Raw genomic sequence first — 22,995 nt, 5'->3', positions numbered from 1 at the left:
GCGGGGCTTCGGGCCGGCAAGAATTCCCGACCCGCCGGTCGAAAAAAGAAAAGGCGCCGACCAGCGGCGCCTTGATCAAAAAAACAGCATCTCGTCCGGATGCCTTGTGTTCAGTATTCTGGTTCTTCGAAGGTTTGTCTCCTCGGTCCCCCGCGCAGCGGGCAGGCCCGTTTGCGAGTGGCTGGACTTTATTCGGCGCACCGCCGGAGTGCATCGGGGATTACCCGCCAATTGGCCCGGGTCGGCCCGAATCTGCAACAAGCGGCAACGCAAACGGGCTCAAACCCGCTCAGCGGTGGCTTCGCGGACCCATGCAGCCGCCTTCTCCGCCATCATCAGCGTGGGGCTGTTGGTGTTGCCGCTGGTGATCGTGGGCATGGCACCGGCATCGACCACGCGCAACCCGTCGATGCCGCGCACGCGCATCCGCGCATCGAGCACCGCCATCGGATCGTTGTCCGCGCCCATCTTCGTGGTGCCGACGGGATGGAAGATCGTGGTCGCGATGTCTCCTGCGAGCCGCGCGAGCTCCTCGTCGCTCTGATACTGCGGGCCCGGTTTCCATTCCTCCGGGCTGTACCTCGCGAGCGCCGGCTGCGACGCGATGCGGCGCGTGACGCGCAGCGAATCCGCGGCGACCTTGCGGTCCTCGTCCGTGCTGAGGTAGTTCGGCGCGATCGCGGGCGCGTCCTCGAAGCGCGGGCTCTTGATGCGCACGGTGCCGCGGCTCGTGGGGTTCAGGTTGCACACGCTCGCGGTAAAGGCCGGGAAGCTGTGCAGCGGCTCGCCGAAGGCGTCGAGCGACAGCGGCTGCACGTGGTATTCGAGGTTGGGCCATTCGTAGGCCGGCGAGCTGCGCGTGAATGCGCCGAGCTGCGAGGGCGCCATGCTCATCGGGCCGGTGCGCCGCAGAACGTATTCGAGCCCGATCTTCGCCTTGCCGTAAAGCGACGACGCCAGCACGTTGAGCGTGGGCGCATCCTTGACCTTGTAGACCGCGCGGATCTGCAGGTGGTCCTGCAGGTTTGCGCCGACACCCGGCGCGTCGCGCACCACGTCGATGCCGTGCTGCCGCAGCAGATCCGCCGGCCCGACGCCCGAGAGCTGCAGGATCTGCGGCGAACCGATGCTGCCGGCGCAGAGGATCGTCTCGCGCGTCGCGTGTGCGATGACCATCTCGTGCCCGTCCCACACCTGCACGCCCGTGCAGCGATGGCTGCCGTCGGCATGCGAATCGAAGATCAGGCGAGACACCTGCGCGCCGGTCCAGAGCTCGAAGTTCGGACGGCCGTAGCAGGTCGGCCGCAGGAAGGCCTTGGCGGTGTTCCAGCGCCAGCCGTCCTTCTGGTTGACCTGGAAGTAGCCCACGCCCTCGTTGCTGCCGCGATTGAAGTCGGTACTGCGCGGCACGCCGGCCTGCACCGCGGCTTCGGCGAAGGCATCGAGGATGTCCCAGCGCAGGCGCTGCTTCTCGACGCGCCATTCGCCGCCCGCGCCGTGGAGTTCGTCCGCGCCGAGGTAATAGTCCTCGTGCTTCTTGAACGCGGGGAGCACGTTCGACCAGCGCCACGCGTCGTCCCCGGTGAGGTCGGCCCACTGGTCGTAGTCGCGCGACTGGCCGCGCATGTAGATCATCCCGTTGATGCTCGACGAGCCGCCGAGCGTCTTGCCGCGCGGGTAGCGCAGCGTGCGGCCGTTGAGGCCCGCGTCCGGCTCGGTGCTGTAGAGCCAGTCGGTGCGCGGGTTGCCGATGCAGTAGAGATAGCCGACCGGGATGTGGATCCAGTGGTAGTCGTCCTTGCGGCCCGCCTCGATGAGCAGCACGCGCATCCGCTTGTCCGCGCTCAGCCGGTTGGCCATGAGCGACCCGGCGGTGCCGGCGCCAATGACGATGTAATCGAAAGTCGTGTCGCTCATGACGCTCTCCCCCACCCTCGCCCACTTCGTGTGGCTCGGACACCCCCTCTCCGGGGGCAACCCCAGCGGCCCGGCGAAGCCGGTTCCGCGGGGTTCCTGGCCTTCAAGAGCCGGGGCGCTTTCATTTCGCGGTGGGCATCGTGAACTCGGCGCCCTTGCCGATGCTCTCGGGCCAGCGCTGCATGATCGACTTCTGCTTGGTGTAGAAGCGCACGCCTTCCTCGCCGTAGGCGTGCATGTCCCCGAAGAGCGATTTCTTCCAGCCGCCGAAGCCGTGCCAGGCCATCGGCACCGGAATCGGCACGTTGATGCCCACCATGCCGATCTGCACGCGGCGTGAGAACTCCCGCGCCACGTTGCCGTCGCGGGTGAAGCACGAGACGCCGTTGCCGAACTCGTGCGCGTTGATCAGGTCCACCGCTTCCTTGAGGTCGTGCACCCGGACGCACGACAGCACCGGGCCGAAGATCTCTTCCTTGTAGATGCGCATGTCCGGCGTGACGTGGTCGAACAGCGTGCCGCCCATCCAGAAGCCGTTCTCGCAATCCTGCCCTGCGGCCTTCGCGTCGAAGCCGCGGCCGTCGACCACCAGCTTGGCGCCTTCCTTCTCGCCCTCGGCGATGTAGCCGGTGATGCGGTTGTGCGCCGCGCGGGTGACGATCGGGCCCATCTCCGCGTCGAGCTCGGTGCCGTTCTTCACCTTCAGCGTCTTTGCGCGCTCGGCCAGGAGCGGCATGACCTTGTCGGCCACGTCGCCCACCATCACCGCGACGCTGATCGCCATGCACCGTTCGCCGGCCGAGCCGTAGCCGGAGCCGATCAGCGCATCGACGGTCTGCTCGATGTCCGCATCGGGCATCACCACCATGTGGTTCTTCGCGCCGCCGAGTGCCTGCACCCGCTTGCCGTGGCGCGCGCCGGTCTCGTAGATATGGTTGGCGATCGGCGTCGAGCCGACGAAGCTGATCGCCTGCACGTCCGGATGCACGAGCAGCGCATCGACCGCTTCCTTGTCGCCCTGGATCACGTTGAACACGCCGTCCGGCAGGCCCGCTTCCTTGAGCAGCTCGGCGATGCGCAGCGACGGGCTCGGATCGAGCGGGCTCGGCTTCAGCACGAAGGTGTTGCCCGCCGCGATGGCGACCGGGAACATCCACATCGGCACCATCACCGGGAAGTTGAACGGCGTGATGCCCGCGACCACGCCCAGCGGCTGGCGCATCGTCCAGTTGTCGATGCCGGTGGAAACCTGGTCGGTGTAGTCGCCCTTGAGCAGTTGCGGAATCCCGCAGGCGAATTCCACGATGTCGATGCCGCGCGTGACCTCGCCCTGCGCGTCGGTGAAGACCTTGCCATGCTCGGCGGTGATCAGGTGCGCGAGCTCGTCGCGATGCCTGCCCAGCAGTTCGAGGAACTTGAACATCACGCGCGCGCGGCGGATCGGCGGCGTGTCGGCCCAGGCGGGAAACGCGGCCCGGGCGGCGGCCACGGCCGCGTCGACGTCGGTGCGGTCGGCCAGCGCGACAGTGCCGGTCGCCGCGCCGGTCGCGGGGTTGAACACATCCTGGCTGCGGGAGGAATTCGGGGCGGCCACGCGGCCGCCGATGAAGTGATGGATCGGTGTCTTACTCATCTGCATGGCGTTCTCCTGCCGACGGCACGGCCGGCTGATGGCGGAATGGATCGGAATCGGGTCGCCGATTGTGGCAAACGCACGGGCGATGCGCGACCGCCCCGCGCGTCGTGCGCGTTCGCCCCGAGGGTTTGCACGGACGCGCCCGGTTACGATGCTGCGTTCGTTTGCTGACACCCTCATCCGCCTGCATGTCTGCCAACCCCCCCGCCACCACCACGCCCGAAGGCGAGAGCGATCGCCCTCGCATCGAGGAGCGCGAGCAGGAGGGCGGCAACTGGGCCATCGCGACCGGGCGCTGGACGGCGCTCTCGATGTCCTCGCGGCGCGCATGGGAAGCGCTGTCGAGCAACCTGGCCGGCGTGCCGCCGCGAGACGATCGCGCATGGGACCTGCGCCCCATCGAGCAGCTCGATCACATCGGCGCGCAGCTGCTGTGGAACCACTGGCGCCATGCCTGGCCCGCCCGCATCGAAATGGATTCGCAGCACAAGGCGGTGCTCGACCAGGTGGCGCTCTACACCTGCGTGGCGCCTGCCGAAACCGGTCCGACGCTCGCGGACCGGTTCAAGTCTTTCGCGCACAACGGGCCGCGCATGATGTTCGTCGCGCGCGATTTCCTGAGGCTCATCGGCCAGCTCACGCTGGACGTCGGCAAGCTGCTGAGCGCACCGCACCGCGCGCCGTGGCGCGACTTCTCGGGACAGATCTACCACTTCGGCACCACCGCACTGCCGATCACGGCACTCGTCGGGCTGCTGATCGGCGTGGTGCTGGCCTATCTGACCTCGCAGCAGTTGCGGCAGTACGGAGCGGAAACATTCATCGTCAACATCCTGGGGTTGTCGCTCATTCGGGAGCTCGGTCCGGTGCTCGCGGCGGTGTTGATCGCGGGGCGGTCCGGCTCGGCGATCACCGCGCAGATCGGCGTGATGCGCGTGACCGAGGAGCTCGACGCCATGCGGGTGATGGGCATCCCGCATGGCTTCCGGCTCGTGATGCCGCGCGTGCTGGCGCTCGCGATCGCGATGCCGCTGATCAGCATGTGGACCTCGATGGCGGCGCTCTTCGGCGGGATGATCGCGGCCGACCTGGCGCTCGACATCTCGCCGGCGTACTTCATGTCGGCGCTGCCGCGGGCGGTGCCGATGGCGAACCTCTGGCTCGCGATGTCGAAGTCGGCGGTGTTCGGCGTGCTGATCGCGCTCATCGCCTGCTACTTCGGCCTCAAGGTCAAACCCAACACCGAGAGCCTCGGGCGTGGCACCACGTCGTCCGTGGTGACCTCGATCACGGTCGTGATCCTGGTCGATGCGCTCTTCGCCGTGCTGTTCAAAGGCGTGGGATTCCGTTAGGTATGACATTCACCCCCGGCGCGGCTGGCGCACCTCTCGTCGAGATCCGCAACCTCTGGACGGTCTTCCAGACGCCGGACGGCGACCAGGTCGTGCATCGCGATCTCGACCTCACGATCCGTCGCGGCGAGGTGCTGTCGCTCGTCGGCGGGTCTGGCACGGGCAAGACGGTGCTGCTGCGCCAGATCCTCGGGCTGGAGCACCCGTCGAAGGGCACGGTCTCGGTGCTCGGCCGGGCACCGGGGCAGTTCAGCGCGAAAGCCGCGGCCAACGTCGGCATGCTGTTCCAGCACGGCGCGCTGTTCTCGGCCTTCAACGTGCTCGACAACATCGCCTTTCCGCTGCGCGAGCTGAAGGTGCTGCCGGACGAACTCATCCGCGACGCCGCGCTGGTCAAGCTGCAGATGGTCGGGCTCGACCCCAAGCACGCGACCAAGAGCCCCGCCGACCTCTCGGGCGGGATGATCAAGCGCGTCGCGCTCGCCCGCGCGCTCATCATGGACCCGCCGCTGCTGCTGCTCGACGAGCCCACCGCCGGCCTCGATCCCGAAGGCGCCGACGGCTTCTGCGACCTGCTGCGCGGACTGCATCGCGAACTCGGGCTCACCGTGGTGATGGTCACGCACGACCTCGACACGCTGTTCGACCTGAGCACGCGCATCGCGGTGCTGGCCGATCACAAGGTGATCGTCGCAGGCACGGCGCGCGACGTCATCGCCTACCCGCATCCCTTCATCCACGAATACTTTCTCGGCGGCCGCGGCAAGCGTGCCATGGAGGCGCTTCATGACGGTTCCGTTCCCGCGTCCCTCGCCGGACCGGCTGGCGATGCGCCGGCCTCCCACAACGAAAGGTAGCTGCCATGGAAAACAAAGCCCATGCTATGGCCGCCGGTGTCTTCGTCCTCGGCCTGGTCGCCGTGCTCGTCGCACTGGTCGTCTGGCTCACGCGCGACGACACGGTGCGCAACATCTATGAGCTGTCCACACGCGACCCGGTGAGCGGCCTGCAGCCGCAGGCGATGGTGCGTTATCGCGGCATCGCCGTCGGCAAGGTCGCGTCGATCGACTTCGACCCCAAGATCAAGGGCAACGTGCGCGTGCGCATCACGGTCGACGAGCGCGTGCCGCTCACCACCTCGACCTTCGCGACCCTGAGCTACCAGGGCGTGACCGGGCTGGCGTTCATCGCGCTCGACGACAAGGGTGAATCGCAGGTAGCGCTCACGCCGGACAACCAGAACCCGCCGCGCATTCCGCTCAAGCCCTCGCTGCTCTCGCAACTGCAGGATCGCGGCGAGGCGATCATCGGCCGCGTCGAGGAGGCGACGAAGCGCATCAACACGCTGCTGAGCGAGGACAACCAGAAGCGCATCGCCGACTCGCTGGAAAACATCGCCCAGGCCGCGGCCAGTGCCAACCAGCTCACCAAGTCGCTGGACAACACCATCCAGACCGGGCTCAACCCGACGCTCAAGGCACTGCCGCCGCTGGTGGAACGCACGAAAGACACCATGGTGTCGGTCAAGGGCGCGGCCGGCGACGTGTCGCGCGTGGCGAAGAATCTCAACACCACCGTGGTGCGGCTCAATGCGCAGGACGGGCCGATCGATCGGCTCGGCGACGGCACCAAGTCGCTGTCGCAGGCGGTGGAGTCATTCAACAACGCCACGCTGCCGCGCCTGAATCGCGTGGCCGACGACACTTCGCGCGCGGTGCGCCGCCTCGGGCGCGCCGCGGACGGCATCAACGACAACCCGCAATCGCTGCTGTTCGGCAGCGGCGGCGTGGTCGCGGGGCCGGGCGAACCGGGCTTCGCGTCGCCTTCCCCTGCGCGTCCTTGAGATCATGATCATGAAGATGCACGAACCGCTGAAGAAGCCCGCCGTCCTCGGCACTTTGCTCGCGACGCTCCTGGTGGCCGGCTGCGGCGCGCTGCCCGACAAGCCCATGCGCGCGACGCTCTATGACTTCGGGCCGGGGCCGACAACGGCTCCCGCTCGTGCCGGCACGCCCGCGTTGCAGCCCCTGGCGCTGGCCGACATCGACGCGAACGCCCGGCTCGACGGCACGCAGATGCTCTACCGCCTCGGCTATGCGGACGCGAACGAGGTGCGGCCCTATGGCCAGTCGCGCTGGAGTCAGGCGCCGGCCCAGCTGTTCCGGCAGCGCCTGCGCGAGGCGCTGGCCGCCACGCGGACGGTGCTGGGGCCGGAGGAAAGCGCCACCGTCGCCCGCATGGAAGGCCGGGTGCCGGACACGCTGCGCGTCACGCTGGAGGAGTTCAGCCACTTCTTCGAATCGCCTTCGAGCAGCGTGGGCCTCGTCCGTGTGAACGCGACCTTGATCCGCACGGCGCCGGGCGGCGATCGCGTGCTCGCGCAGCGAAGCTTCACGGCCCAGCGGCCGGCGCCGGGCAACGATGCGCCCGGTGGCGTGAAGGCACTGGCGGCCGCGAGCGACGCGGTGGTCGCCGACATCGTGACCTGGGTGAGCCAGCCGCGCTGAGGGCTGCGATACCGGCAGCTGGGGCATGCGACGCATCGGTCTCATCTCGGACACGCATGGACTGCTGCGGCCGGAAGCGTCGGCGTTCCTGCACGGGTGCGACCACATCATCCATGGCGGCGACATCTGCGAGCAGCGCATCCTCGACGAACTCGCAGCGATCGCGACGTTGACCGTCGTTCGCGGCAACAACGACATGGGTGCGTGGGCAAAGGACATTCCGGAAACGGCGTCGTTCGAGATCGATGGGGTGCGCTTCTACGCGATCCACAACCTCGCGGAACTGCCTATCGATCCGGTCGCCTCCGGCATCCGCGTGGTGGTGTCCGGGCATTCGCACCGGCCGCAGGCGAAGGAGCGCGACGGCGTGCTCTACATCAATCCCGGGAGTGCCGTGCCGAGGCGATTCAAGCTGCCGATCTCCGCCGGCGAACTGCTGCTCGACGACGGCACGATGACGCCGCGGATCGTCGAACTGGTGACCCGCTAGCGTCCTGCGTCACGACGCGCGGTGAAGCACCGGGAACAGCGTGCCGAGCCCGGCCGCCATCACTTCCACCGCGAGCGCGGCGAGGATCAGGCCCATCAGCCGCGTCATCACGTTGATGCCGGTCTTGCCGAGCACGCGGGAGATCGGCTCGGCGAGCGAGAAGGTCACGCCGGTGGCCAGTCCGATCACCACGCCGTAGCCGACCAGCACCGCCAGCTCCCAGTAGTGCTGCGCGCGCTCGGCGAAGATGACCACCGTCGACATCGTGGCCGGCCCGGTCAGGAGCGGGATGGTCAGCGGCACCACCGCGATCGAGGCGCCGAGCGACGCCTTCACCTCGGTCGCGCGGATCTCCTCGGTGGTGGTCTTGGATTCGGCCGGCTGCGCATTGAGCATGGAGAGCGAACTCATCAGCAGCAGCATGCCGCCGCCGACCTGGAAGCTCGCGATCGAGATGCCGAAGAACGACAGCAGCTGCAGCCCGAGCAGCGCGCTCACCGCGATGACGACGAACGCGCTGAAGGCCGACACCCACGCGGTGCGCTTGCGCTGCAGATCCGTGCAGCCCTGCGTGTAGTGGATGAAGAACGGAACGATCGCCAGCGGATTCACGATGGCAAGCAGCGTGATCAGCGGCTTGATCAGGTCCATCGTCGGCGTGGCCATCAGCGCCCGCCCGTCACGTCGAGCGAGGTTCCCGTCACATAGCTGGCGTCGTCCGACAGCAGCCAGACGATCGCCTGTGCCACTTCCTCGGCGCTGCCGGTGCGCTTCATGGGCACGGTCGGCGCGAGTTGGAAGGCGCGGTCCGGCATGCCGCCCGAGGCGTGGATCTCGGTGTCGATCAGGCCCGGCCGCACCGCATTGACCCGGATGCCTTCCTCGGCGACTTCCTTCGCCAGCCCGATGGTGAAGCTCTCGATCGCGCCCTTGCTGGCGGCGTAGTCCACGTATTGCCCCGGGGAGCCGAGCCGGGCGGCGGCGCTGGAGAGATTGACGATCACGCCGCCTTCGCCGCCGTGCTTGGTGCTCATGCGCCGCACGGCCTCACGGGCGCAGACGAAGCTGCCGATCACGTTGATGCGCAGCATGCGTTCGAGGCGCAGGACGCTCATGTCCTCGACGCGCGCCTGCACGTCGACGATGCCCGCGTTGTTCACCAGCGCGGTCAGGCGGCCGAGCTTGGCATCGACCTTATCGAACATCGCCAGCACCTGCGCTTCGTCGCCCACGTCGGCCTGTACGGTGATCGCGGTGCCGCCGTCCGCGCGGATCGCGCGCACCACTTCGTCCGCAGCGAGCGAGTTGCTCGCGTAGTTGACCGCGACCGCGTAGCCGCGCTTGGCTGCCAGCAATGCGGTGGCCGCGCCGATGCCGCGACTGCCGCCCGTGACCAATAGCACCTTGTCCAAATCCCACCTCCTGCACAGAAGCCGTGCCTCAGTTAAAAACCCTGGGTCGGATTACATCATCGAGGAGCCTCCCGTGAGCCGCACCATCGACTACTACTTCACGCCCCAAAGTCCCTGGACCTATCTCGGACACGCGCGTTTTGCACGCCTCGCGAAGTCCCACGGGGCCGCCGTGCGCGTGCGGCCGATCGACTTCGGTGCGGTGTTTCCGGTGTCCGGCGGGCTTCCGCTGGGCAAACGCGCGCCGCAGCGGCAGGCCTATCGGCTGGTCGATCTGGCGCGCTTTTCGCACCATCTCGACATTCCGTTGAATCCGAAGCCCAAGTTCTTTCCGGTCGCCAGCGATGACGCGGCCAAGCTCATCATCGCGGTCGATCTGTACGACGGCACCGACATCGCGATGAAACTGTGCGGTGCGATCTTCGCGGCGGTGTGGATGCAGGAACGTAATATCGCGGACCCCAAGGTCCTGGAAGCGCTCGTCGCCGAATGCGGGCTGTCGGCGCGCCGCGTCGAACAGTCGCTCAGCCAGGCCGTGCAGGAACGCTACGAGGAATACACCCAGGAAGCCATCGACGCGAAGGTGTTCGGTGCGCCGAGCTACGTGATCGACGGCGAGATCTTCTGGGGGCAGGACCGGCTCGAATTCGTCGAGCGCGCGCTCAAGCAATAACCATCAGCAAAGGACTATGACCATGGGTCAATTCATCGATCTCACCGCCAAGGACGGCTTCACCTTTCCCGCGTACGTGGCGCAGCCCGCGGGCAAGCCCAGGGGGGCGGTGGTCGTCGTGCAGGAGATCTTCGGCGTGAATTCGCACATCCGCTCCGTGGCCGACGGCTACGCGGCGGACGGTTATCTCGCGGTGGCGCCGGCGACGTTCCACCGCGTGAAGCAGGGCGTCGATCTGGGCTACGCCGAGGACGACATGAAGGCCGGCTTCGCGCTCAAGATGGCCGTCGAAGGCTTGCCCGCACCTGGCGTGCTGCAGGATCTTCAGGCCGCGGTCGACTATGCGTCGAAGGCCGGCAAGGTGGGCATCGTCGGTTATTGCTGGGGCGGCCTGCTGACGTGGCGCGCAGCCGCGGAAGTCCCGGGCCTGTCGGCTGCGGTGCCCTATTACGGCGGCGGGTCGACCACGCCCGAGGAAATCGCCCGCAAGCCCAAAGTGCCGGTGCTCGCGCATTTCGGCAAGGAAGACCACTGGATTCCGCTCGACACCGTCGAAGCGCTCAAGAAGGCGCATCCCGAGGTCGAAGTCCATGTCTATGACTGCGGCCACGGGTTCAATTGCGACCAGCGCGGCGCATACAACGCGCAAGCGGCCAAGCTCGCGAAGGAACGCACGCTCGCGTTCTTCGCCAAGCACCTGGCCTGAGCGGCTCAGGCCGGGGCCGTCGCTGGGGCGCGAGCCCCGCCGGCATTGCGCTTCGCAGGCCGGGTGGCCGCCTCCTTGCTGACCTTGGCCGCCAGAAAGTCGAGCATCGCCCGAAGAGCGGCGCTGTTGTGGCGGCGCTGCGTGTAGGCGGCGTACAGCCACAGGTCGGTCGGCATGAACTCCTTGAGCACCGGCACGAGTGCGCCGCGCTCGATGTCCGGCTGGGCCATCATCGTCGGCACGCAGATCGCGCCGAGCCCGGCCAGGGCGACGCCGATGAGCGGTGCTGCGTCGTTGGCGTCCATGCGGCTGTGGACCGGCACGCTGTAGGGCTTGCCGTCCACTTCGAAAGGAAGGCTGGGCGTGTTGCCCGCCAGCGAATAGGTCAGCACGTCGTGCCGCCGCATGTCGTCCGGTTTCCTGGGCATGCCGCGCTTGGCCCAGTAGCCCGGCGTCGCGCACAGCGCGAGTTCCACTTGCTGCAGGCGCCGCACGATCAGGCTCTCGTCGCGGATGCGGCCGAGCCGCAGAGCGATGTCCACGCCTTCTTCGACGAGGTCGATCACGCGATTGCTCAGATGCAGGCTCACGTGCACCTCCGGATAGATCGACATGAATTCGCCGATCAATCCCGGGAGCTTCCCCTGGCTCAGTCCGTGGGGCGCAGTGATCCGCAGGCGACCGCGCGGATTTCCGGCGTGGTCCTGCAACTCGCTCTGCGTGAGCTCGATCATCTCCATGAGCGGGGTGCTGCGCTCGAGCAACAGATGCCCGGCATCGGTCAGGCTCACCGAGCGTGTCGAGCGGTTCAGCAGGCGCACGCCGAAGCGTTCCTCGAGCTGCGCCACGTATTTGCTGACGTTGGCCTTCGACATCCCGAGCGCAATCGCTGCCCGCGAAAAGCTGCCCCGTGCGGCGACTTCCCGAAAGGCTTTCAGCAAGTCAAGACCGTCCATTGGAATTCCATTGTTTCTGTTTGATGAACACCGTTGTTCAGTTTTATAGGGTTTCTACCTAGAAAATGGGCGCAAACTCGCCGGTACCGACAGCCAACGCTGATCTGGTTCAGACCGGCGCCGAACTTCCATGAGTGACCGGTCGATTTACCAAAAGCAATCCTAGGAAGGACACCAGAATGAAGACCTCGAAGTTCATCGCCGCCGCAGCCCTCTCGATTCTCGCCGCCGCCGGCGCTCACGCCGAAACCTACGAAGGCGTGCACGCCCCCGTGTCGGCCAACAGCCGTGGTGAAGTCCAGGCGCAGGGCGTGGCCGCCGCGCGCAGCGACAACCTGTACGGCGATGCCGCATCGTCGCGCGTCGCACCGGCGCTGACCGCGTCCGCCGACCGTTCGGCCGTTCGCTCCACCGCCGTCGCGACCGCGCACTCGGCCAACCAGAACCTGAAGCGCGAAGCGTTCGTGAACAGCATCGTGCCGTCGCAGTTCAAGCTCGACGCGACGAAGCAGGCCGGCCTGTAATTACCGGCCAGACCGGACGAGAGGCGGGACGCGCGTGCAGGCGCGGCTCGCCTTTGTCTTTTTCTGCGGTGTCTGCGATTGTTTCGATCGCGGAAACGCCGTGTCTCATTTCTCGGTGTTTTCCCTGAGGTGTTCCGCCGGACACTCAGCCGCACAGGCCAGCGACAGCGAGCCTGGGTTGAAAACGATCTCCGACGAACCAAAAGGAACTGAAATGAAGACCTCGCACCTCCTCGCCGCTGCCGCTCTCTCGATCCTCGCTGCCGCTGGCGCACAAGCCGAAAGCTATGACGGCGTGCAATCCGCCGTCACGGCCAAGAGCCGCGACGAAGTGAACGCAGAAGCCGTTCGCGCCGCTGCCGCTGCCGACCAGAACATTCCGCGCGGCTCGCGTGGCGCCGAGCAGTTCAAGTCGGTCGCCGATCCGGCGGCCGTGCGCGCTCAAGCCGTCGCCACGGCTAACGCGCCCGACCAGAACGTGGTCGGCGGCTCGAAGTACAACAGCCGCGTGATCTCGACCATGAACAAGTCGGTCGAGCCGCGTGTCCAGGCCCAGAAGGAAGGCGCCGCCGCAGCCAAGTAATCCCGCTGTGCCTGCCAGGGCCGGACGGTGCGAAAGCGCCGTCCGGCTTTTTCTTTATGAGCGCTCCTTCCGGCTAGCGCGTGCGCGCGAGGTAGCGCTTGCGCCAGAAGATCACCACGAGCGCCACCGCGATCGCGCCCATGGAGCCCATGGCGATCCAGAACCCGTCGGCCTTGTGGATGAGCGGGATGAATTCGAAGTTCATCCCGAAGATGCCCGCGATCAGGTTCAGCGGCAGGAACACCGCAGTGAGCACGGTGAGCACGCGCATGATGTCGTTGGCCCGGTGGCTCTGCACGCTGAAGTGCATCTGCACCGCGGTTTCGGCGTTCTGTTCGAGGCGCCGCACGTGATGGACCACGCGCTCGATGTGCTCGAGCACGTCCCGGCTTCGGATCATGACGAGTTCGTGCTCGCGCTGCGCCGTCCCGCTGGTCGGGGCCGGCAGGGTTTCGAGCGCGTCGATCCAGTCCTGGACGCAGGCGCGCTGGTCCTCGCAGATCTCGTCGAGATGATGGAGCGACTGACGTGCATCCATCAACGCGCCCCAGTTGGTGAAGCGGCTCTTCGGGTCGATCAGTTCGGATTGCCAATGATCGAGCTGCCGCGTCAATTCGCGCCGCAGGTCGAGGTAGGCATCCACGATGTGGTTGACGACGCGCAGCATCAGGTCGGCCGGACTTGCGGGAATGCGCGCCGAAACCGCCCGCGCGTCCAGCGCAGGCGCGGCGACGCCGCCGCGTTCGCCGGGCGCCGCGGCGGCCAGGAGCTTGGAGGCGAACGCATCGCGAACCGCGCCGTCCTCCGGATGGACCGACAGCAGCACCCGGTCGAACAGCGCAAAGCCGACGGGGCGCGTGTCGACTCGCCGGAGCACGGTCGGCCCGGTCTTCGGAGCGACGGCTTCGTTCTGGTCGGGCGGATGGCCGCTGGCGGACCCGAGCCGGCGAAACACCAGCAGGTCGTATTGCGACGTGTAGTCGTAGCGCGAAGGAAGCTGGTCGTTGAGCAGATCGCTCACATGCAGGTCGACCAGGTGTGTGCTGCACAGCGACTGGAGCACGTCCTGCACCTGTGCAAGCGAAGTGCGGAACTCGTCCCGCGTCAGCGACAGCCAGAGGTAGCCCTGTTCGCAGGCGCCCGGCGCGGCCATGGGCGCGAGCGCTTCGTGCTCCGTGACCTGCGCGCCATTGATCTTGAAGATACGCATGAGGACTCTTGTCGTTGGTCCATGGCGCCGGAGCCGTGCCCGAGGCGCCGGCGATGGCGTTCGCTCAGCGCTGCTTCAGCAGCCGTGCTGCATCGCGCGCGAAATAGGTCAGCACGCCGTCGGCGCCGGCGCGCTTGAACGCGAGCAGGCTTTCGAGGATGACCGCGTCGCGGTCGAGCCAGCCGTTCTGGGCCGCGGCCATGAGCATCGCGTACTCCCCGCTGACCTGGTAGGCGAAGGTCGGGACGCGGAACTCGTCCTTGACCCGGCGGACGATGTCCAGATACGGCATGCCCGGCTTGACCATCACCATGTCGGCGCCTTCGGCGATGTCGATCGCGACCTCGCGCAGGGCTTCGTTGCTGTTGCCCGGGTCCATCTGGTAGACCTTCTTGTTGCTCTTGCCGAGATTGGCGGCCGAGCCGACGGCGTCGCGGAAGGGGCCGTAGAAGGCGCTGGCGTACTTGGCACTGTAGGCCATGATCCGCGTGTGGATGTCGCCGCGCGCTTCGAGCGCCTGGCGGATCGCGCCGATGCGGCCATCCATCATGTCGCTGGGCGCCACGATGTCGACGCCGGCCTGGGATTGGGTGAGCGCCTGCTTGACCAGGACTTCCACGGTCGGGTCGTTGAGGATGTAGCCGGTCTCGTCGAGCAGACCATCCTGCCCATGGCTGGTGTAGGGGTCCAGCGCGACGTCGGTCATCACGCCGAGCTCCGGGAATCGGGACTTGAGCGCCGCGACCACGCGCGGAATCAGGCCGTCGGGGTTGCAGGCTTCGTCGCCTGCGGGGGTCTTGAGTCCGGGGTCGATCACCGGAAACAGTGCCATCACCGGAATGCCAAGTTCGACACATTCCTCCGCGACGGGCAGAAGGGCGTCCAGGCTCAAGCGCTCCACACCCGGCATCGAGGGAACGGGGTCGCGGCGTTTTTCCCCCTCCTGGACGAAGACCGGGTAGATCAGGTCTTTCGTTGTAAGCATGTGCTCGCGTACGAGATCGCGCGTGAAGGCATCGCGGCGAAGCCGGCGCGGCCGTCCGGCGGGAAAGGGGGCATGGAGGGTCATGCGGAAAATTGTGCCCCAAGAGCCGTTGCCACTTGCCGGGGCGGATGATCTACGACGATTTGTCAGAAAAAAGCTATCGGACGGGGCCTACGGAGTGCAAATGTGTAGATCGAAAGCACAAAAAAAGTCACCGTTAGCTTGATCGGTTGTTTTGCCTTTGTTAAATTCTGTCTTGGGCGGCTTGCCGCTCCCCGCTTTTCCTCCCTGAGCGGGTGCCTTGATGTGTGACAGCAAAAGGGCTTCCCGCCCGGCGTTTTGACGCCGGGCTTTTTTTTGCCCTTTATTTGCCTGTCTGAATGGCCGATCCCCGTCCCGGAGCCGGCCACTAAACTGCCCGCCATGCTTTGGGTCAAGTCGCTGCACATCGTGTTCATCGCCAGCTGGTTCGCTGGCTTGTTCTATCTGCCGCGGATCTTCGTGAACCTGGCCATGGTGGCGCCCGAGTCGGTCGCCGAGCGTGCGCGGCTCCTGCTGATGGCGCGCAAGCTGTTCCGGTTCACGACGTTCCTGGCTGTGCCCGCGGTGGCTTTCGGTCTCTGGCTGTGGCTCGGATACGGCATCGGCAGAGGCCCCGGCAACGGCTGGATGCACGCAAAGCTCGCGCTGGTGCTCGTCGTGATCGGCTATCACCACGGCTGCGGCGTGCTTCTGCGCCGCCTGGCTTCGGGGGAAGACAGACACAGCCATCGCTGGTATCGATGGTTCAATGAACTCCCGGTGCTTCTGCTGCTCGCAATCGTGGTGTTGGTCGTCGTCAAACCCTTCTGAGCGCTGTGGCAACGCAGCACAAGTCCATCGCCTTGCCGCTGGCCTTGGCGTACGCGGTTCTCATCGTGTATGCGAGCCTCTATCCCTTCGCGGACTGGCGCGATCAGGGGATCGCACCCTGGGCCTATCTCGCGGCGCCTTGGCCGCGGTGGTGGACCGGATTCGATTTCGGGATCAACGTGGTCGGGTACATGCCGCTCGGCTTCCTGGGCGCCGTAGCGCTCCTGCGCTCGCGGCCGGAGGCGTCCGCGACGGGGGCTGTGCTGCGCGCCACGGTGGCGGGCGGGGCGATCTCCTTCGCGATGGAAACCCTCCAGAGCTACCTGCCGTCGCGCATCCCATCCAACGTCGACCTCGGACTGAACACCCTCGGCACCTTCGCCGGCGCATTGCTGGCCGCCGCCTTCGAGCGCTTCGGGCTGGTGGCGCACTGGCAGCGCGTCCGCGCCAACTGGTTCGTGGAAGATGCGCGGGGCGGGCTGGTGCTGCTTGCCCTCTGGCCGCCGGCCCTGCTGTTTCCCGCGGCGGTCACTTTCGGGCTCGGCCAGGTGTTCGAACGCGTGGAAGGCGCGATTTCGGAATGGCTCCTCGACACGCCTTTCATCGATTGGCTGCCCGTGCGCCAATTCGAACTCGAGCCGCTGGTGCCGGCCGTGGAGTTGCTCTGCGTGATGCTGGGCGCGCTGGTTCCTTGTCTGCTGGGCTTCCTGATCACGCGCTCGGTGGTCCGGCGGGCCATCCTGCTGCCGGCCACGCTGATGGCCGGTGTCGCAGCGAGCGCGTTGTCGGCGGCGCTGAGCTACGGACCGGACCACGCCTGGGCATGGCTGGGCCTTCCGGTTCAGATCGGCATCGCCGCGGCGCTGTTCGTGGGCATCCTGCTGGTTCCGGCATCGAGGCGGCTTTGCGCCGCGCTGCTGCTGATCGCCCTGATCGTCCACCTGAGCCTGCTGAACCAGGCGCCTGAGAGTGCCTATTTCGCCCAGACGCTCGCGACCTGGGAGCAGGGACGTTTCATCCGGTTCCACGGCGTGGCGCAATGGCTGGGGTGGATCTGGCCGTTCGCGACGCTCGGCTACGTCCTGATGGTGCTTTCCGCCCGCCCGCGCAACGGCTGAACGCACGACCCTGCTGGAGCATCCGGCGGGGCGGGCTCCCTAAAATGACCCGATGTCCAGTTCCAATACAACGGCGCCGCAGGGCTACTACGGCCGACACATCTTTTTCTGCCTGAACGAGCGCAAGGGCGACGAAGATTCCTGCTCGAAGCACAACGCGCAGGAGGGGTTCGATCGGTGCAAGTCGCGCGTCAAGGCCGAAGGTCTCGCGGGTCCCGGCAAGGTTCGCGTCAACAAGGCCGGCTGTCTGGATCGCTGCGCCGGCGGCCCCGTGGCGGTCGTGTATCCGGAAGCGGTCTGGTACACCTTCGTCGACACCAGCGACATCGACGAGATCGTCGACTCCCATCTGAAGAACGGCCAAGTCGTGGAGCGTCTGCTGCTCCCGCCCAACGTCGGGCGCTGAAATCAGATCCGCCATGAACTCCCGTACTGAAAGACTCCAGCTCAAGGGGGCTGCCGGCGCCATCGAAGCGCTTCGAGACGCGGCAGCGGACGGCACGCCGGCGCTCGGCGTTGCAGTCATTTCTCATCCGCACCCGCTGTTCGGCGGCACCATGGACAACAAGGTGGTCCAGACCCTGGCGCGGGCGTTCGTCGCCTGCGGGTGGACCGCGGTGCGCTTCAACTTCCGCGGCGTCGGTGCCAGCGACGGCGTGCACGACGAAGGGCGCGGCGAGTACGAAGACCTGCTTTCGGTGGTCGATCAGGTTGCGCACGACGGGCCGCTGGCCATTGCCGGCTTTTCGTTCGGCGCCTTCGTTGCCAGCCGCGCCATCGAAAAGCTGCATGCGTCCCGCGACATCCGCCACATCGTTCTGGTCGGCACCGCGGCCGCGCGCTTCTCGGTCGCGGCTGTACCGTCGGACTGGCATGAGCGCACGCTCGTCGTGCATGGCGAGCAGGACGACACGGTCCCGCTGGCGGCCGTGATGGACTGGGCGCGTCCGCAGACACTTCCTGTGACAGTCGTCCCCGGGGGCGGCCATTTCTTTCACGGACAATTGCCGCTTCTGAAGAACCTCGTCGTGCGCCATTTGCGCGCGGGCTAGCGCTCGTCTCGGCACCCCATGAATCGTTGGATCAAAGCGCTGCGTGCGTTCGCGGTGGCGGCTGTCACTTCCTTTTGCATCGTCGCCGCAGCGCAGGTGCCGGCGCCACCGGAAATCGCGGCGCGGAGCTATCTGCTTGTCGACGTGACGGCCAACCAGGTGCTGGCGCAGAAGGACATCGACAGCCCGGTGGAGCCGGCCTCGTTGACCAAGCTGATGACCGCCTATCTGGTCTTCGACGCGCTGAAGTCCCAGAAGATTACGCTTCAGCAGACCCTGCCCGTGAGTACGCGCGCCTGGAAGATGCCGGGCGCGCGGATGTTCATTGATCCGAAGATGAAGGTTCCGGTCGAGGATCTGCTCAAGGGGCTCATCGTTCAGTCGGGCAATGACGCCACCATCGCGCTCGCCGAGGGCGTCGGCGGCACGGTCGAGCACTTTGTCGACTTGATGAACGAGCAGGCCAAGGCCCTCGGGCTCGCCAACACCACCTACAAGAATCCTGAAGGCCTGGCGACGCCCGGCCATACGACGACTGCGCGCGACCTCAGCGTTCTCGCGACGCGGTTGATGCGCGACTTCCCTCAGTACATGTATTTCTATGCGATCAAGAAGTACCGCTTGCCTGGCACGCCGTCGACCAACGACACCAACCGCAACGTGCTCCTCTTTCGCGATCCGACGGTCGACGGATTGAAGACCGGGCATACGGATGCCGCGGGCTATTGCATGATCGTGACGGCCAAGCGCGACTTCCCGAACCTAAGCAGCGGCCGGCGCCTGTTGTCGATCGTGCTGGGTGCTGCCAGCGAGAACGCACGCGCCAACGAATCGCAGAAGCTGCTGAACTGGGGCTACACCGCCTTCGACGCGGTTCGCCTGTTCGACGCCAATCAGCCCGTCGCGACGCCGCCGGTATGGAAGGGCACGGGAAGCACCATCAAGCTGGGTCGGCCGGAGCCGATCGTCGTGGCCGTTCCCGCGGGCTCCGCGAGCAAGATCAAGACAGAAGTGGCGCGGCCCGATCCGTTGGTGGCGCCTTTCACCAAGCTGCAGCCGGTCGGCTCGCTCAAGGTCACGCTTGCCGACCAGCCGGTCGCCGAAGTGCCGCTGCTCGCGCTCGAACCCGTGGAGCAGGCCAGCGTGCTCGGCCGCGCGTGGGATGCCATCCGCCTCTGGATCAAGTGACTGTTGCTCGCCCCCAGGCTTGCTCACTGCGTGTAGCCGCCCACCCCCAACCGGGGGCGCAGTCAGCGGCCCGGCAAAGCCGGTTCCGCGACTGCCCGCGAACGGGCGGGCGCTGCGCGCCGCCGAAGACAGGCCATGAAGATGTCGGTATTCGCGGGCCGGCGACGCCCGGCGGTTGGTGGAACACCCCGGAACCGGCTCCGCCGGGTCGCTGGTGTTGCCCCCTGTAAGGGGGTGTCCGAGCCATATGTAGTGGGCGAGGCTGGGGGTGTGCTATGATCGAGAGCTTTTCGGAAAAATCCGAAGGGATTCACGTTTTCGTTCATCTCCTGGTCCCCTCTCGTGTCACGTCGCGACGAGGAATCTGGCTGGGGTGTTTTGGGACTTATTCATTCATGCCAACCATCAATCAACTGGTGCGTCAGGGTCGCGAGGTCGAAAAGACCAAGTCGAAGAGCCCTGCTATGCAGAACTCGCCGCAGCGTCGCGGTGTCTGCACCCGGGTCTACACCACGACCCCCAAGAAGCCGAACTCGGCGCTGCGTAAGGTTGCCAAGGTGCGCCTGACCAACGGCTTCGAAGTCATTTCCTACATCGGCGGCGAAGGCCACAATCTCCAGGAACACAGCGTCGTGCTGGTTCGCGGCGGTCGTGTCAAGGATCTGCCGGGTGTTCGCTATCACATCGTCCGCGGTTCGCTGGACCTGCAAGGTGTCAAGGATCGCAAGCAGTCGCGTTCCAAGTACGGCGCGAAGCGTCCCAAGAAGGCCTGATCGGTCGAGTTTCAACGGTGTTCGATCGCCTGGCTGGCGCATCGGACGGAGTGACCCGCCATTGGGTCGAGTAAGTGAGGGCTCTTGTCGGCTCTCGCGGCGCCCGGAAACGGCGCCAACTGAAGCAAAGAGGTTAAGAAAATGCCACGTCGTCGCGAAGTCCCCAAACGTGAAATCCTGCCGGATCCGAAATACGGCAATGTCGAGCTGTCGAAGTTCATGAACGTGATCATGGAAGGCGGCAAGAAGGCGGTTGCAGAGCGCATCATCTATGGCGCCCTCGACCAGATCGAAAAGAAGAACCCGGGCAAGGACCCGGTGGAAGCCTTCACGATCGCCATCAACAACGTCAAGCCGATGGTCGAAGTGAAGTCGCGCCGCGTCGGCGGTGCGAACTACCAGGTGCCGGTCGAAGTGCGCCCGGTTCGTCGCCTGGCGCTGTCGATGCGCTGGATCAAGGAAGCCGCCCGCAAGCGCGGCGAGAAGTCGATGGCCCTTCGCCTGGCCAACGAAATCATGGAAGCCACGGAAGGCCGTGGCGGTGCCATGAAGAAGCGTGACGAAGTGCACCGCATGGCCGAGGCCAACAAGGCGTTCAGTCACTTCCGCTTCTAAGAATCGTCACATAAGTCAGACAGGCTGGAAGCCCGACCCACTGACTTGGTGGGCGGGCTTTCATCCGTTAACGGAGTAATTTCATGTCACGCAAGACCCCCATCGAGCGCTACCGCAATATCGGTATTTCGGCGCATATCGACGCCGGCAAGACCACCACGACCGAGCGCATCCTTTTCTACACCGGCGTCACCCACAAGCTGGGCGAAGTGCACGATGGTGCGGCGACCACCGACTGGATGGAGCAGGAGCAAGAGCGTGGCATCACGATCACGTCCGCGGCCGTGACCTGCTTCTGGAAGGGCATGGACCGTTCCTTCCCCGAGCACCGCATCAACATCATCGACACCCCCGGGCACGTGGACTTCACCATCGAGGTGGAGCGCTCCATGCGCGTGCTCGACGGCGCCGTGATGGTCTATGACTCGGTCGGCGGCGTTCAGCCCCAGTCCGAAACCGTCTGGCGTCAGGCCAACAAGTACAAGGTTCCGCGCCTTGCGTTCGTGAACAAGATGGACCGTATCGGTGCCAACTTCTTCCGCGTGCGCCAGATGATGGTCGACCGCCTGCGTGCGAACCCCGTTCCGGTCGTGATCCCGATCGGTGCCGAGGACAAGTTCCAGGGCGTCGTGGACCTGCGCAAGATGAAGGCCATCATCTGGGATGAAGCCTCGCAAGGCATGAAGTTCGAGTTCCGCGAGATCCCCGCCGAGCTGCTGGAGTCGGCCAAGGAGTGGCGCGAGAAGATGGTCGAGAGTGCGGCCGAGGCTTCCGAAGAGCTCATGAACAAGTACCTCGAAGAGGGTGACCTCAGCGAGGAGGACATCACGCTGGGCCTGCGTACCCGCACCATCGCCGGCGAGATCCAGCCGATGCTTTGCGGCAGCGCCTTCAAGAACAAGGGCGTGCAGCGCATGCTCGACGCCGTGATCGAACTCATGCCGTCGCCGCTGGACATTCCGCCCGTCGGCGGCACGGACGAGGACGAAAAGGAAGTCAACCGCAAGCCGGACGACAACGAGAAGTTCTCGGCCCTGGCGTTCAAGTTGATGACCGACCCCTATGTCGGCCAGCTGACTTTCGTGCGCGTCTATTCGGGCGTTCTGGCCAAGGGCGACACCGTCTACAACCCGGTGAAGGGCAAGAAGGAGCGCATCGGCCGGATCGTGCAGATGCACGCCAACGAGCGCCTCGAGATCGAAGAAATTCGCGCTGGCGACATCGCCGCTTGCGTGGGCCTGAAGGACGTGACCACGGGTGAGACCCTGTGCGATCCGGACTCCGTCATCACCCTCGAGCGCATGGAGTTCCCCGAGCCCGTGATCTCGCAAGCCGTGGAGCCGAAGACCAAGGCCGACCAGGAAAAGATGGGCATCGCCCTTCAGCGCCTGGCGTCGGAAGATCCGTCGTTCCGCGTGCGTACCGATGAAGAATCCGGCCAGACCATCATTTCGGGCATGGGCGAACTGCACCTCGAAATCATCGTGGACCGCATGAAGCGCGAGTTCGGCGTGGAAGCCAACGTCGGCAAGCCGCAAGTCGCCTACCGCGAAACCATCCGCAAGACGGTCGAAGAAGCCGAAGGCAAGTTCGTGCGGCAGTCGGGCGGCAAGGGCCAGTACGGTCACGTCGTGCTCAAGCTCGAGCCGAATGAAGCCGGCAAGGGCTTCGAGTTCGTCGACGCGATCAAGGGTGGCGTGGTGCCGCGCGAGTACATCCCTGCGGTCGAGAAGGGCGTCATCGAGGCACTGGGTCAGGGCGTGCTCGCCAACTACCCGGTCGTCGACGTCAAGGTCACGCTGCACTTCGGTTCGTACCATGACGTGGACTCGAACGAAATGGCGTTCAAGATGGCCGCGATCTTCGGCTTCAAGGAAGGCGCCCGCAAGGCCAACCCGGTGATTCTCGAGCCGATGATGGCCGTGGAAGTCGAGACGCCCGAAGACTACGCTGGCAACGTGATGGGCGATCTGTCCTCGCGTCGCGGCATGGTCCAGGGCATGGACGACATGATCGGCGGCGGCAAGGTCATCAAGGCCGAGGTTCCGTTGTCGGAAATGTTCGGTTACTCGACCACGCTGCGTTCGGCCACCCAGGGACGTGCCACGTACACGATGGAGTTCAAGCACTACGCCGAAGCTCCTCGCAACGTCTCCGAAGCGATCGTCGCGGCGCGCGCGAAGTAACGCGCCATGCAGGGACAAGGCAGCCAGGCTGCCTTGTTTTCTTCCAGTTGCATTCTGCGACCGTGTGCCCCTCGTTGTCCGTGGCGAGGGATCGTGCAATACGGTGCAGACGTTAAACCCCACACGGACTCTGCTCTTTCAAGGATTGAAAAATGGCAAAAGGAAAATTCACCCGCACGAAGCCGCACGTGAACGTGGGCACGATTGGTCACGTTGACCACGGCAAGACGACTCTGACGGCGGCGATCGCGACCGTGCTG

25 protein-coding genes are annotated in these 22,995 nt (G+C 65.9%); 18 read left to right on the top strand and 7 right to left on the bottom strand.

Annotated features, from left to right (window positions below; all coding sequences use genetic code 11):
- Nucleotides 1-279 precede the first annotated feature (279 nt).
- A complete protein-coding gene (locus tag WKW77_RS31965; RefSeq protein WP_340360916.1) occupies nt 280-1,917 on the bottom strand; it encodes a GMC family oxidoreductase in 1,638 nt (545 codons plus the stop codon).
- Between the two features lie 121 nt (nt 1,918-2,038).
- Nucleotides 2,039-3,550, bottom strand: a complete 1,512-nt coding sequence (locus tag WKW77_RS31960) for a CoA-acylating methylmalonate-semialdehyde dehydrogenase (protein WP_340360970.1) — start codon at nt 3,548-3,550, stop codon at nt 2,039-2,041.
- 191 nt (nt 3,551-3,741) lie between these two features.
- On the opposite strand from WKW77_RS31960, the gene WKW77_RS31955 reads away from it, so the two are divergent.
- Genes WKW77_RS31955 through WKW77_RS31935 form a run of 5 tightly spaced genes read left to right on the top strand, consistent with a single transcriptional unit; the run spans nt 3,742 to nt 7,902 of the window.
- Nucleotides 3,742-4,905 carry an MlaE family ABC transporter permease gene (locus WKW77_RS31955; protein ID WP_340360915.1) on the top strand — a complete coding sequence of 388 codons (1,164 nt, stop codon included), beginning with the start codon at nt 3,742-3,744 and terminating at the stop codon, nt 4,903-4,905.
- Between the two features lie 2 nt (nt 4,906-4,907).
- Nucleotides 4,908-5,762 carry an ABC transporter ATP-binding protein gene (locus WKW77_RS31950; protein WP_340360914.1) on the top strand — a complete coding sequence of 285 codons (855 nt, stop codon included), beginning with the start codon at nt 4,908-4,910 and terminating at the stop codon, nt 5,760-5,762.
- A 5-nt stretch (nt 5,763-5,767) separates the two neighbouring features.
- Nucleotides 5,768-6,748, top strand: coding sequence for an MlaD family protein (locus tag WKW77_RS31945; RefSeq protein ID WP_340360913.1), 981 nt, complete (start codon nt 5,768-5,770; stop codon nt 6,746-6,748).
- A 10-nt stretch (nt 6,749-6,758) separates the two neighbouring features.
- Nucleotides 6,759-7,412, top strand: coding sequence for an ABC-type transport auxiliary lipoprotein family protein (locus WKW77_RS31940; RefSeq protein ID WP_422823306.1), 654 nt, complete (start codon nt 6,759-6,761; stop codon nt 7,410-7,412).
- 25 nt (nt 7,413-7,437) lie between these two features.
- Nucleotides 7,438-7,902, top strand: coding sequence for a metallophosphoesterase family protein (locus tag WKW77_RS31935; RefSeq protein ID WP_340360912.1), 465 nt, complete (start codon nt 7,438-7,440; stop codon nt 7,900-7,902).
- Nucleotides 7,903-7,911: 9 nt separating this feature from the next.
- Here WKW77_RS31935 and WKW77_RS31930 read toward each other — a convergent pair whose 3' ends face one another.
- Together WKW77_RS31930 and WKW77_RS31925 are read right to left on the bottom strand one after the other, a co-directional pair.
- The gene (locus WKW77_RS31930; RefSeq protein ID WP_340360968.1) at nt 7,912-8,553 is read right to left on the bottom strand and encodes a MarC family protein; all 642 of its coding nucleotides are present in this window, start codon (nt 8,551-8,553) and stop codon (nt 7,912-7,914) included.
- 14 nt (nt 8,554-8,567) lie between these two features.
- Nucleotides 8,568-9,314, bottom strand: a complete 747-nt coding sequence (locus WKW77_RS31925) for an SDR family oxidoreductase (protein ID WP_340360911.1) — start codon at nt 9,312-9,314, stop codon at nt 8,568-8,570.
- Nucleotides 9,315-9,387: 73 nt separating this feature from the next.
- On the opposite strand from WKW77_RS31925, the gene WKW77_RS31920 reads away from it, so the two are divergent.
- Nucleotides 9,388-9,987 (top strand): 2-hydroxychromene-2-carboxylate isomerase, encoded by a 600-nt coding sequence (locus WKW77_RS31920; RefSeq protein WP_340360910.1) that lies wholly within the window; start codon nt 9,388-9,390, stop codon nt 9,985-9,987.
- Between the two features lie 22 nt (nt 9,988-10,009).
- Nucleotides 10,010-10,693: a dienelactone hydrolase family protein gene (locus tag WKW77_RS31915; RefSeq protein ID WP_340360909.1), complete on the top strand. Its 684-nt coding sequence runs from the start codon at nt 10,010-10,012 to the stop codon at nt 10,691-10,693.
- Between the two features lie 5 nt (nt 10,694-10,698).
- On the opposite strand, the gene WKW77_RS31910 is transcribed toward WKW77_RS31915, so the two are convergent.
- Nucleotides 10,699-11,649, bottom strand: coding sequence for a LysR family transcriptional regulator (locus WKW77_RS31910; protein WP_340360908.1), 951 nt, complete (start codon nt 11,647-11,649; stop codon nt 10,699-10,701).
- 179 nt (nt 11,650-11,828) lie between these two features.
- Here WKW77_RS31910 and WKW77_RS31905 point away from each other — a divergent pair, with 179 nt between their 5' ends.
- Together WKW77_RS31905 and WKW77_RS31900 are read left to right on the top strand one after the other, a co-directional pair.
- Nucleotides 11,829-12,173 carry an alpha/beta hydrolase gene (locus WKW77_RS31905; protein WP_340360907.1) on the top strand — a complete coding sequence of 115 codons (345 nt, stop codon included), beginning with the start codon at nt 11,829-11,831 and terminating at the stop codon, nt 12,171-12,173.
- Between the two features lie 214 nt (nt 12,174-12,387).
- Nucleotides 12,388-12,756, top strand: a complete 369-nt coding sequence (locus WKW77_RS31900) for a DUF4148 domain-containing protein (RefSeq protein ID WP_340360906.1) — start codon at nt 12,388-12,390, stop codon at nt 12,754-12,756.
- 73 nt (nt 12,757-12,829) lie between these two features.
- Here WKW77_RS31900 and WKW77_RS31895 read toward each other — a convergent pair whose 3' ends face one another.
- Nucleotides 12,830-13,966, bottom strand: a complete 1,137-nt coding sequence (locus WKW77_RS31895; RefSeq protein ID WP_340360905.1) for a magnesium transporter CorA family protein — start codon at nt 13,964-13,966, stop codon at nt 12,830-12,832.
- 64 nt (nt 13,967-14,030) lie between these two features.
- The gene (hemB, locus tag WKW77_RS31890; protein WP_340360904.1) at nt 14,031-15,035 is read right to left on the bottom strand and encodes a porphobilinogen synthase; all 1,005 of its coding nucleotides are present in this window, start codon (nt 15,033-15,035) and stop codon (nt 14,031-14,033) included.
- 339 nt (nt 15,036-15,374) lie between these two features.
- Between hemB and WKW77_RS31885 the strand changes: the two genes are divergently transcribed.
- The 9 genes from WKW77_RS31885 to WKW77_RS31845 form a co-directional block, all read left to right on the top strand.
- On the top strand, nt 15,375-15,803 hold the full coding sequence (locus tag WKW77_RS31885) for a CopD family protein (protein WP_340360903.1): 429 nt from the start codon (nt 15,375-15,377) through the stop codon (nt 15,801-15,803).
- A 5-nt stretch (nt 15,804-15,808) separates the two neighbouring features.
- Entirely contained in the window at nt 15,809-16,921 is a 1,113-nt protein-coding gene (locus tag WKW77_RS31880) for a VanZ family protein (RefSeq protein ID WP_340360902.1), read from the top strand.
- 52 nt (nt 16,922-16,973) lie between these two features.
- Complete coding sequence (locus WKW77_RS31875) at nt 16,974-17,327, top strand: (2Fe-2S) ferredoxin domain-containing protein (protein WP_340360901.1); 354 nt, start codon at nt 16,974-16,976, stop codon at nt 17,325-17,327.
- Between the two features lie 13 nt (nt 17,328-17,340).
- Nucleotides 17,341-17,973, top strand: coding sequence for an alpha/beta hydrolase (locus WKW77_RS31870; protein ID WP_340360900.1), 633 nt, complete (start codon nt 17,341-17,343; stop codon nt 17,971-17,973).
- An 18-nt stretch (nt 17,974-17,991) separates the two neighbouring features.
- Nucleotides 17,992-19,161, top strand: coding sequence for a D-alanyl-D-alanine carboxypeptidase family protein (locus WKW77_RS31865; protein ID WP_340360899.1), 1,170 nt, complete (start codon nt 17,992-17,994; stop codon nt 19,159-19,161).
- A gap of 395 nt (nt 19,162-19,556) precedes the next feature.
- Entirely contained in the window at nt 19,557-19,934 is a 378-nt protein-coding gene (gene rpsL, locus WKW77_RS31860) for a 30S ribosomal protein S12 (RefSeq protein ID WP_017759704.1), read from the top strand.
- Between the two features lie 141 nt (nt 19,935-20,075).
- The gene (rpsG, locus tag WKW77_RS31855; RefSeq protein ID WP_088954967.1) at nt 20,076-20,549 is read left to right on the top strand and encodes a 30S ribosomal protein S7; all 474 of its coding nucleotides are present in this window, start codon (nt 20,076-20,078) and stop codon (nt 20,547-20,549) included.
- Between the two features lie 83 nt (nt 20,550-20,632).
- Nucleotides 20,633-22,735 carry an elongation factor G gene (gene fusA, locus WKW77_RS31850; protein ID WP_340360898.1) on the top strand — a complete coding sequence of 701 codons (2,103 nt, stop codon included), beginning with the start codon at nt 20,633-20,635 and terminating at the stop codon, nt 22,733-22,735.
- A gap of 152 nt (nt 22,736-22,887) precedes the next feature.
- The coding region (locus WKW77_RS31845; protein ID WP_295178652.1) for a GTP-binding protein at nt 22,888-22,995 on the top strand (108 nt) is incomplete at its 3' end.

This window comes from Variovorax ureilyticus, from assembly GCF_037889935.1.
GTDB lineage: Bacteria > Pseudomonadota > Gammaproteobacteria > Burkholderiales > Burkholderiaceae_C > Variovorax > Variovorax ureilyticus.
This window is presented reverse-complemented; position numbering and strand designations above follow the sequence as displayed.

Bases quoted from the DNA above. Each gene is read 5' to 3' on its own strand.
- rpsG (WP_088954967.1), top strand. From the start codon at position 20,076: ATGCCACGTCGTCGCGAAGTCCCCAAACGTGAAATCCTGCCGGATCCG.
- WKW77_RS31905 (WP_340360907.1), top strand. From the start codon at position 11,829: ATGAAGACCTCGAAGTTCATCGCCGCCGCAGCCCTCTCGATTCTCGCC.
- WKW77_RS31960 (WP_340360970.1), bottom strand. From the start codon at position 3,550: ATGAGTAAGACACCGATCCATCACTTCATCGGCGGCCGCGTGGCCGCC.
- WKW77_RS31945 (WP_340360913.1), top strand. From the start codon at position 5,768: ATGGAAAACAAAGCCCATGCTATGGCCGCCGGTGTCTTCGTCCTCGGC.
- WKW77_RS31910 (WP_340360908.1), bottom strand. From the start codon at position 11,649: ATGGACGGTCTTGACTTGCTGAAAGCCTTTCGGGAAGTCGCCGCACGG.
- WKW77_RS31915 (WP_340360909.1), top strand. From the start codon at position 10,010: ATGGGTCAATTCATCGATCTCACCGCCAAGGACGGCTTCACCTTTCCC.
- WKW77_RS31940 (WP_422823306.1), top strand. From the start codon at position 6,759: ATGAAGATGCACGAACCGCTGAAGAAGCCCGCCGTCCTCGGCACTTTG.
- hemB (WP_340360904.1), bottom strand. From the start codon at position 15,035: ATGACCCTCCATGCCCCCTTTCCCGCCGGACGGCCGCGCCGGCTTCGC.
- rpsL (WP_017759704.1), top strand. From the start codon at position 19,557: ATGCCAACCATCAATCAACTGGTGCGTCAGGGTCGCGAGGTCGAAAAG.
- WKW77_RS31900 (WP_340360906.1), top strand. From the start codon at position 12,388: ATGAAGACCTCGCACCTCCTCGCCGCTGCCGCTCTCTCGATCCTCGCT.
- WKW77_RS31865 (WP_340360899.1), top strand. From the start codon at position 17,992: ATGAATCGTTGGATCAAAGCGCTGCGTGCGTTCGCGGTGGCGGCTGTC.
- WKW77_RS31965 (WP_340360916.1), bottom strand. From the start codon at position 1,917: ATGAGCGACACGACTTTCGATTACATCGTCATTGGCGCCGGCACCGCC.
- WKW77_RS31885 (WP_340360903.1), top strand. From the start codon at position 15,375: ATGCTTTGGGTCAAGTCGCTGCACATCGTGTTCATCGCCAGCTGGTTC.
- WKW77_RS31950 (WP_340360914.1), top strand. From the start codon at position 4,908: ATGACATTCACCCCCGGCGCGGCTGGCGCACCTCTCGTCGAGATCCGC.
- WKW77_RS31875 (WP_340360901.1), top strand. From the start codon at position 16,974: ATGTCCAGTTCCAATACAACGGCGCCGCAGGGCTACTACGGCCGACAC.
- WKW77_RS31930 (WP_340360968.1), bottom strand. From the start codon at position 8,553: ATGGACCTGATCAAGCCGCTGATCACGCTGCTTGCCATCGTGAATCCG.
- WKW77_RS31870 (WP_340360900.1), top strand. From the start codon at position 17,341: ATGAACTCCCGTACTGAAAGACTCCAGCTCAAGGGGGCTGCCGGCGCC.
- fusA (WP_340360898.1), top strand. From the start codon at position 20,633: ATGTCACGCAAGACCCCCATCGAGCGCTACCGCAATATCGGTATTTCG.
- WKW77_RS31895 (WP_340360905.1), bottom strand. From the start codon at position 13,966: ATGCGTATCTTCAAGATCAATGGCGCGCAGGTCACGGAGCACGAAGCG.
- WKW77_RS31935 (WP_340360912.1), top strand. From the start codon at position 7,438: ATGCGACGCATCGGTCTCATCTCGGACACGCATGGACTGCTGCGGCCG.
- WKW77_RS31955 (WP_340360915.1), top strand. From the start codon at position 3,742: ATGTCTGCCAACCCCCCCGCCACCACCACGCCCGAAGGCGAGAGCGAT.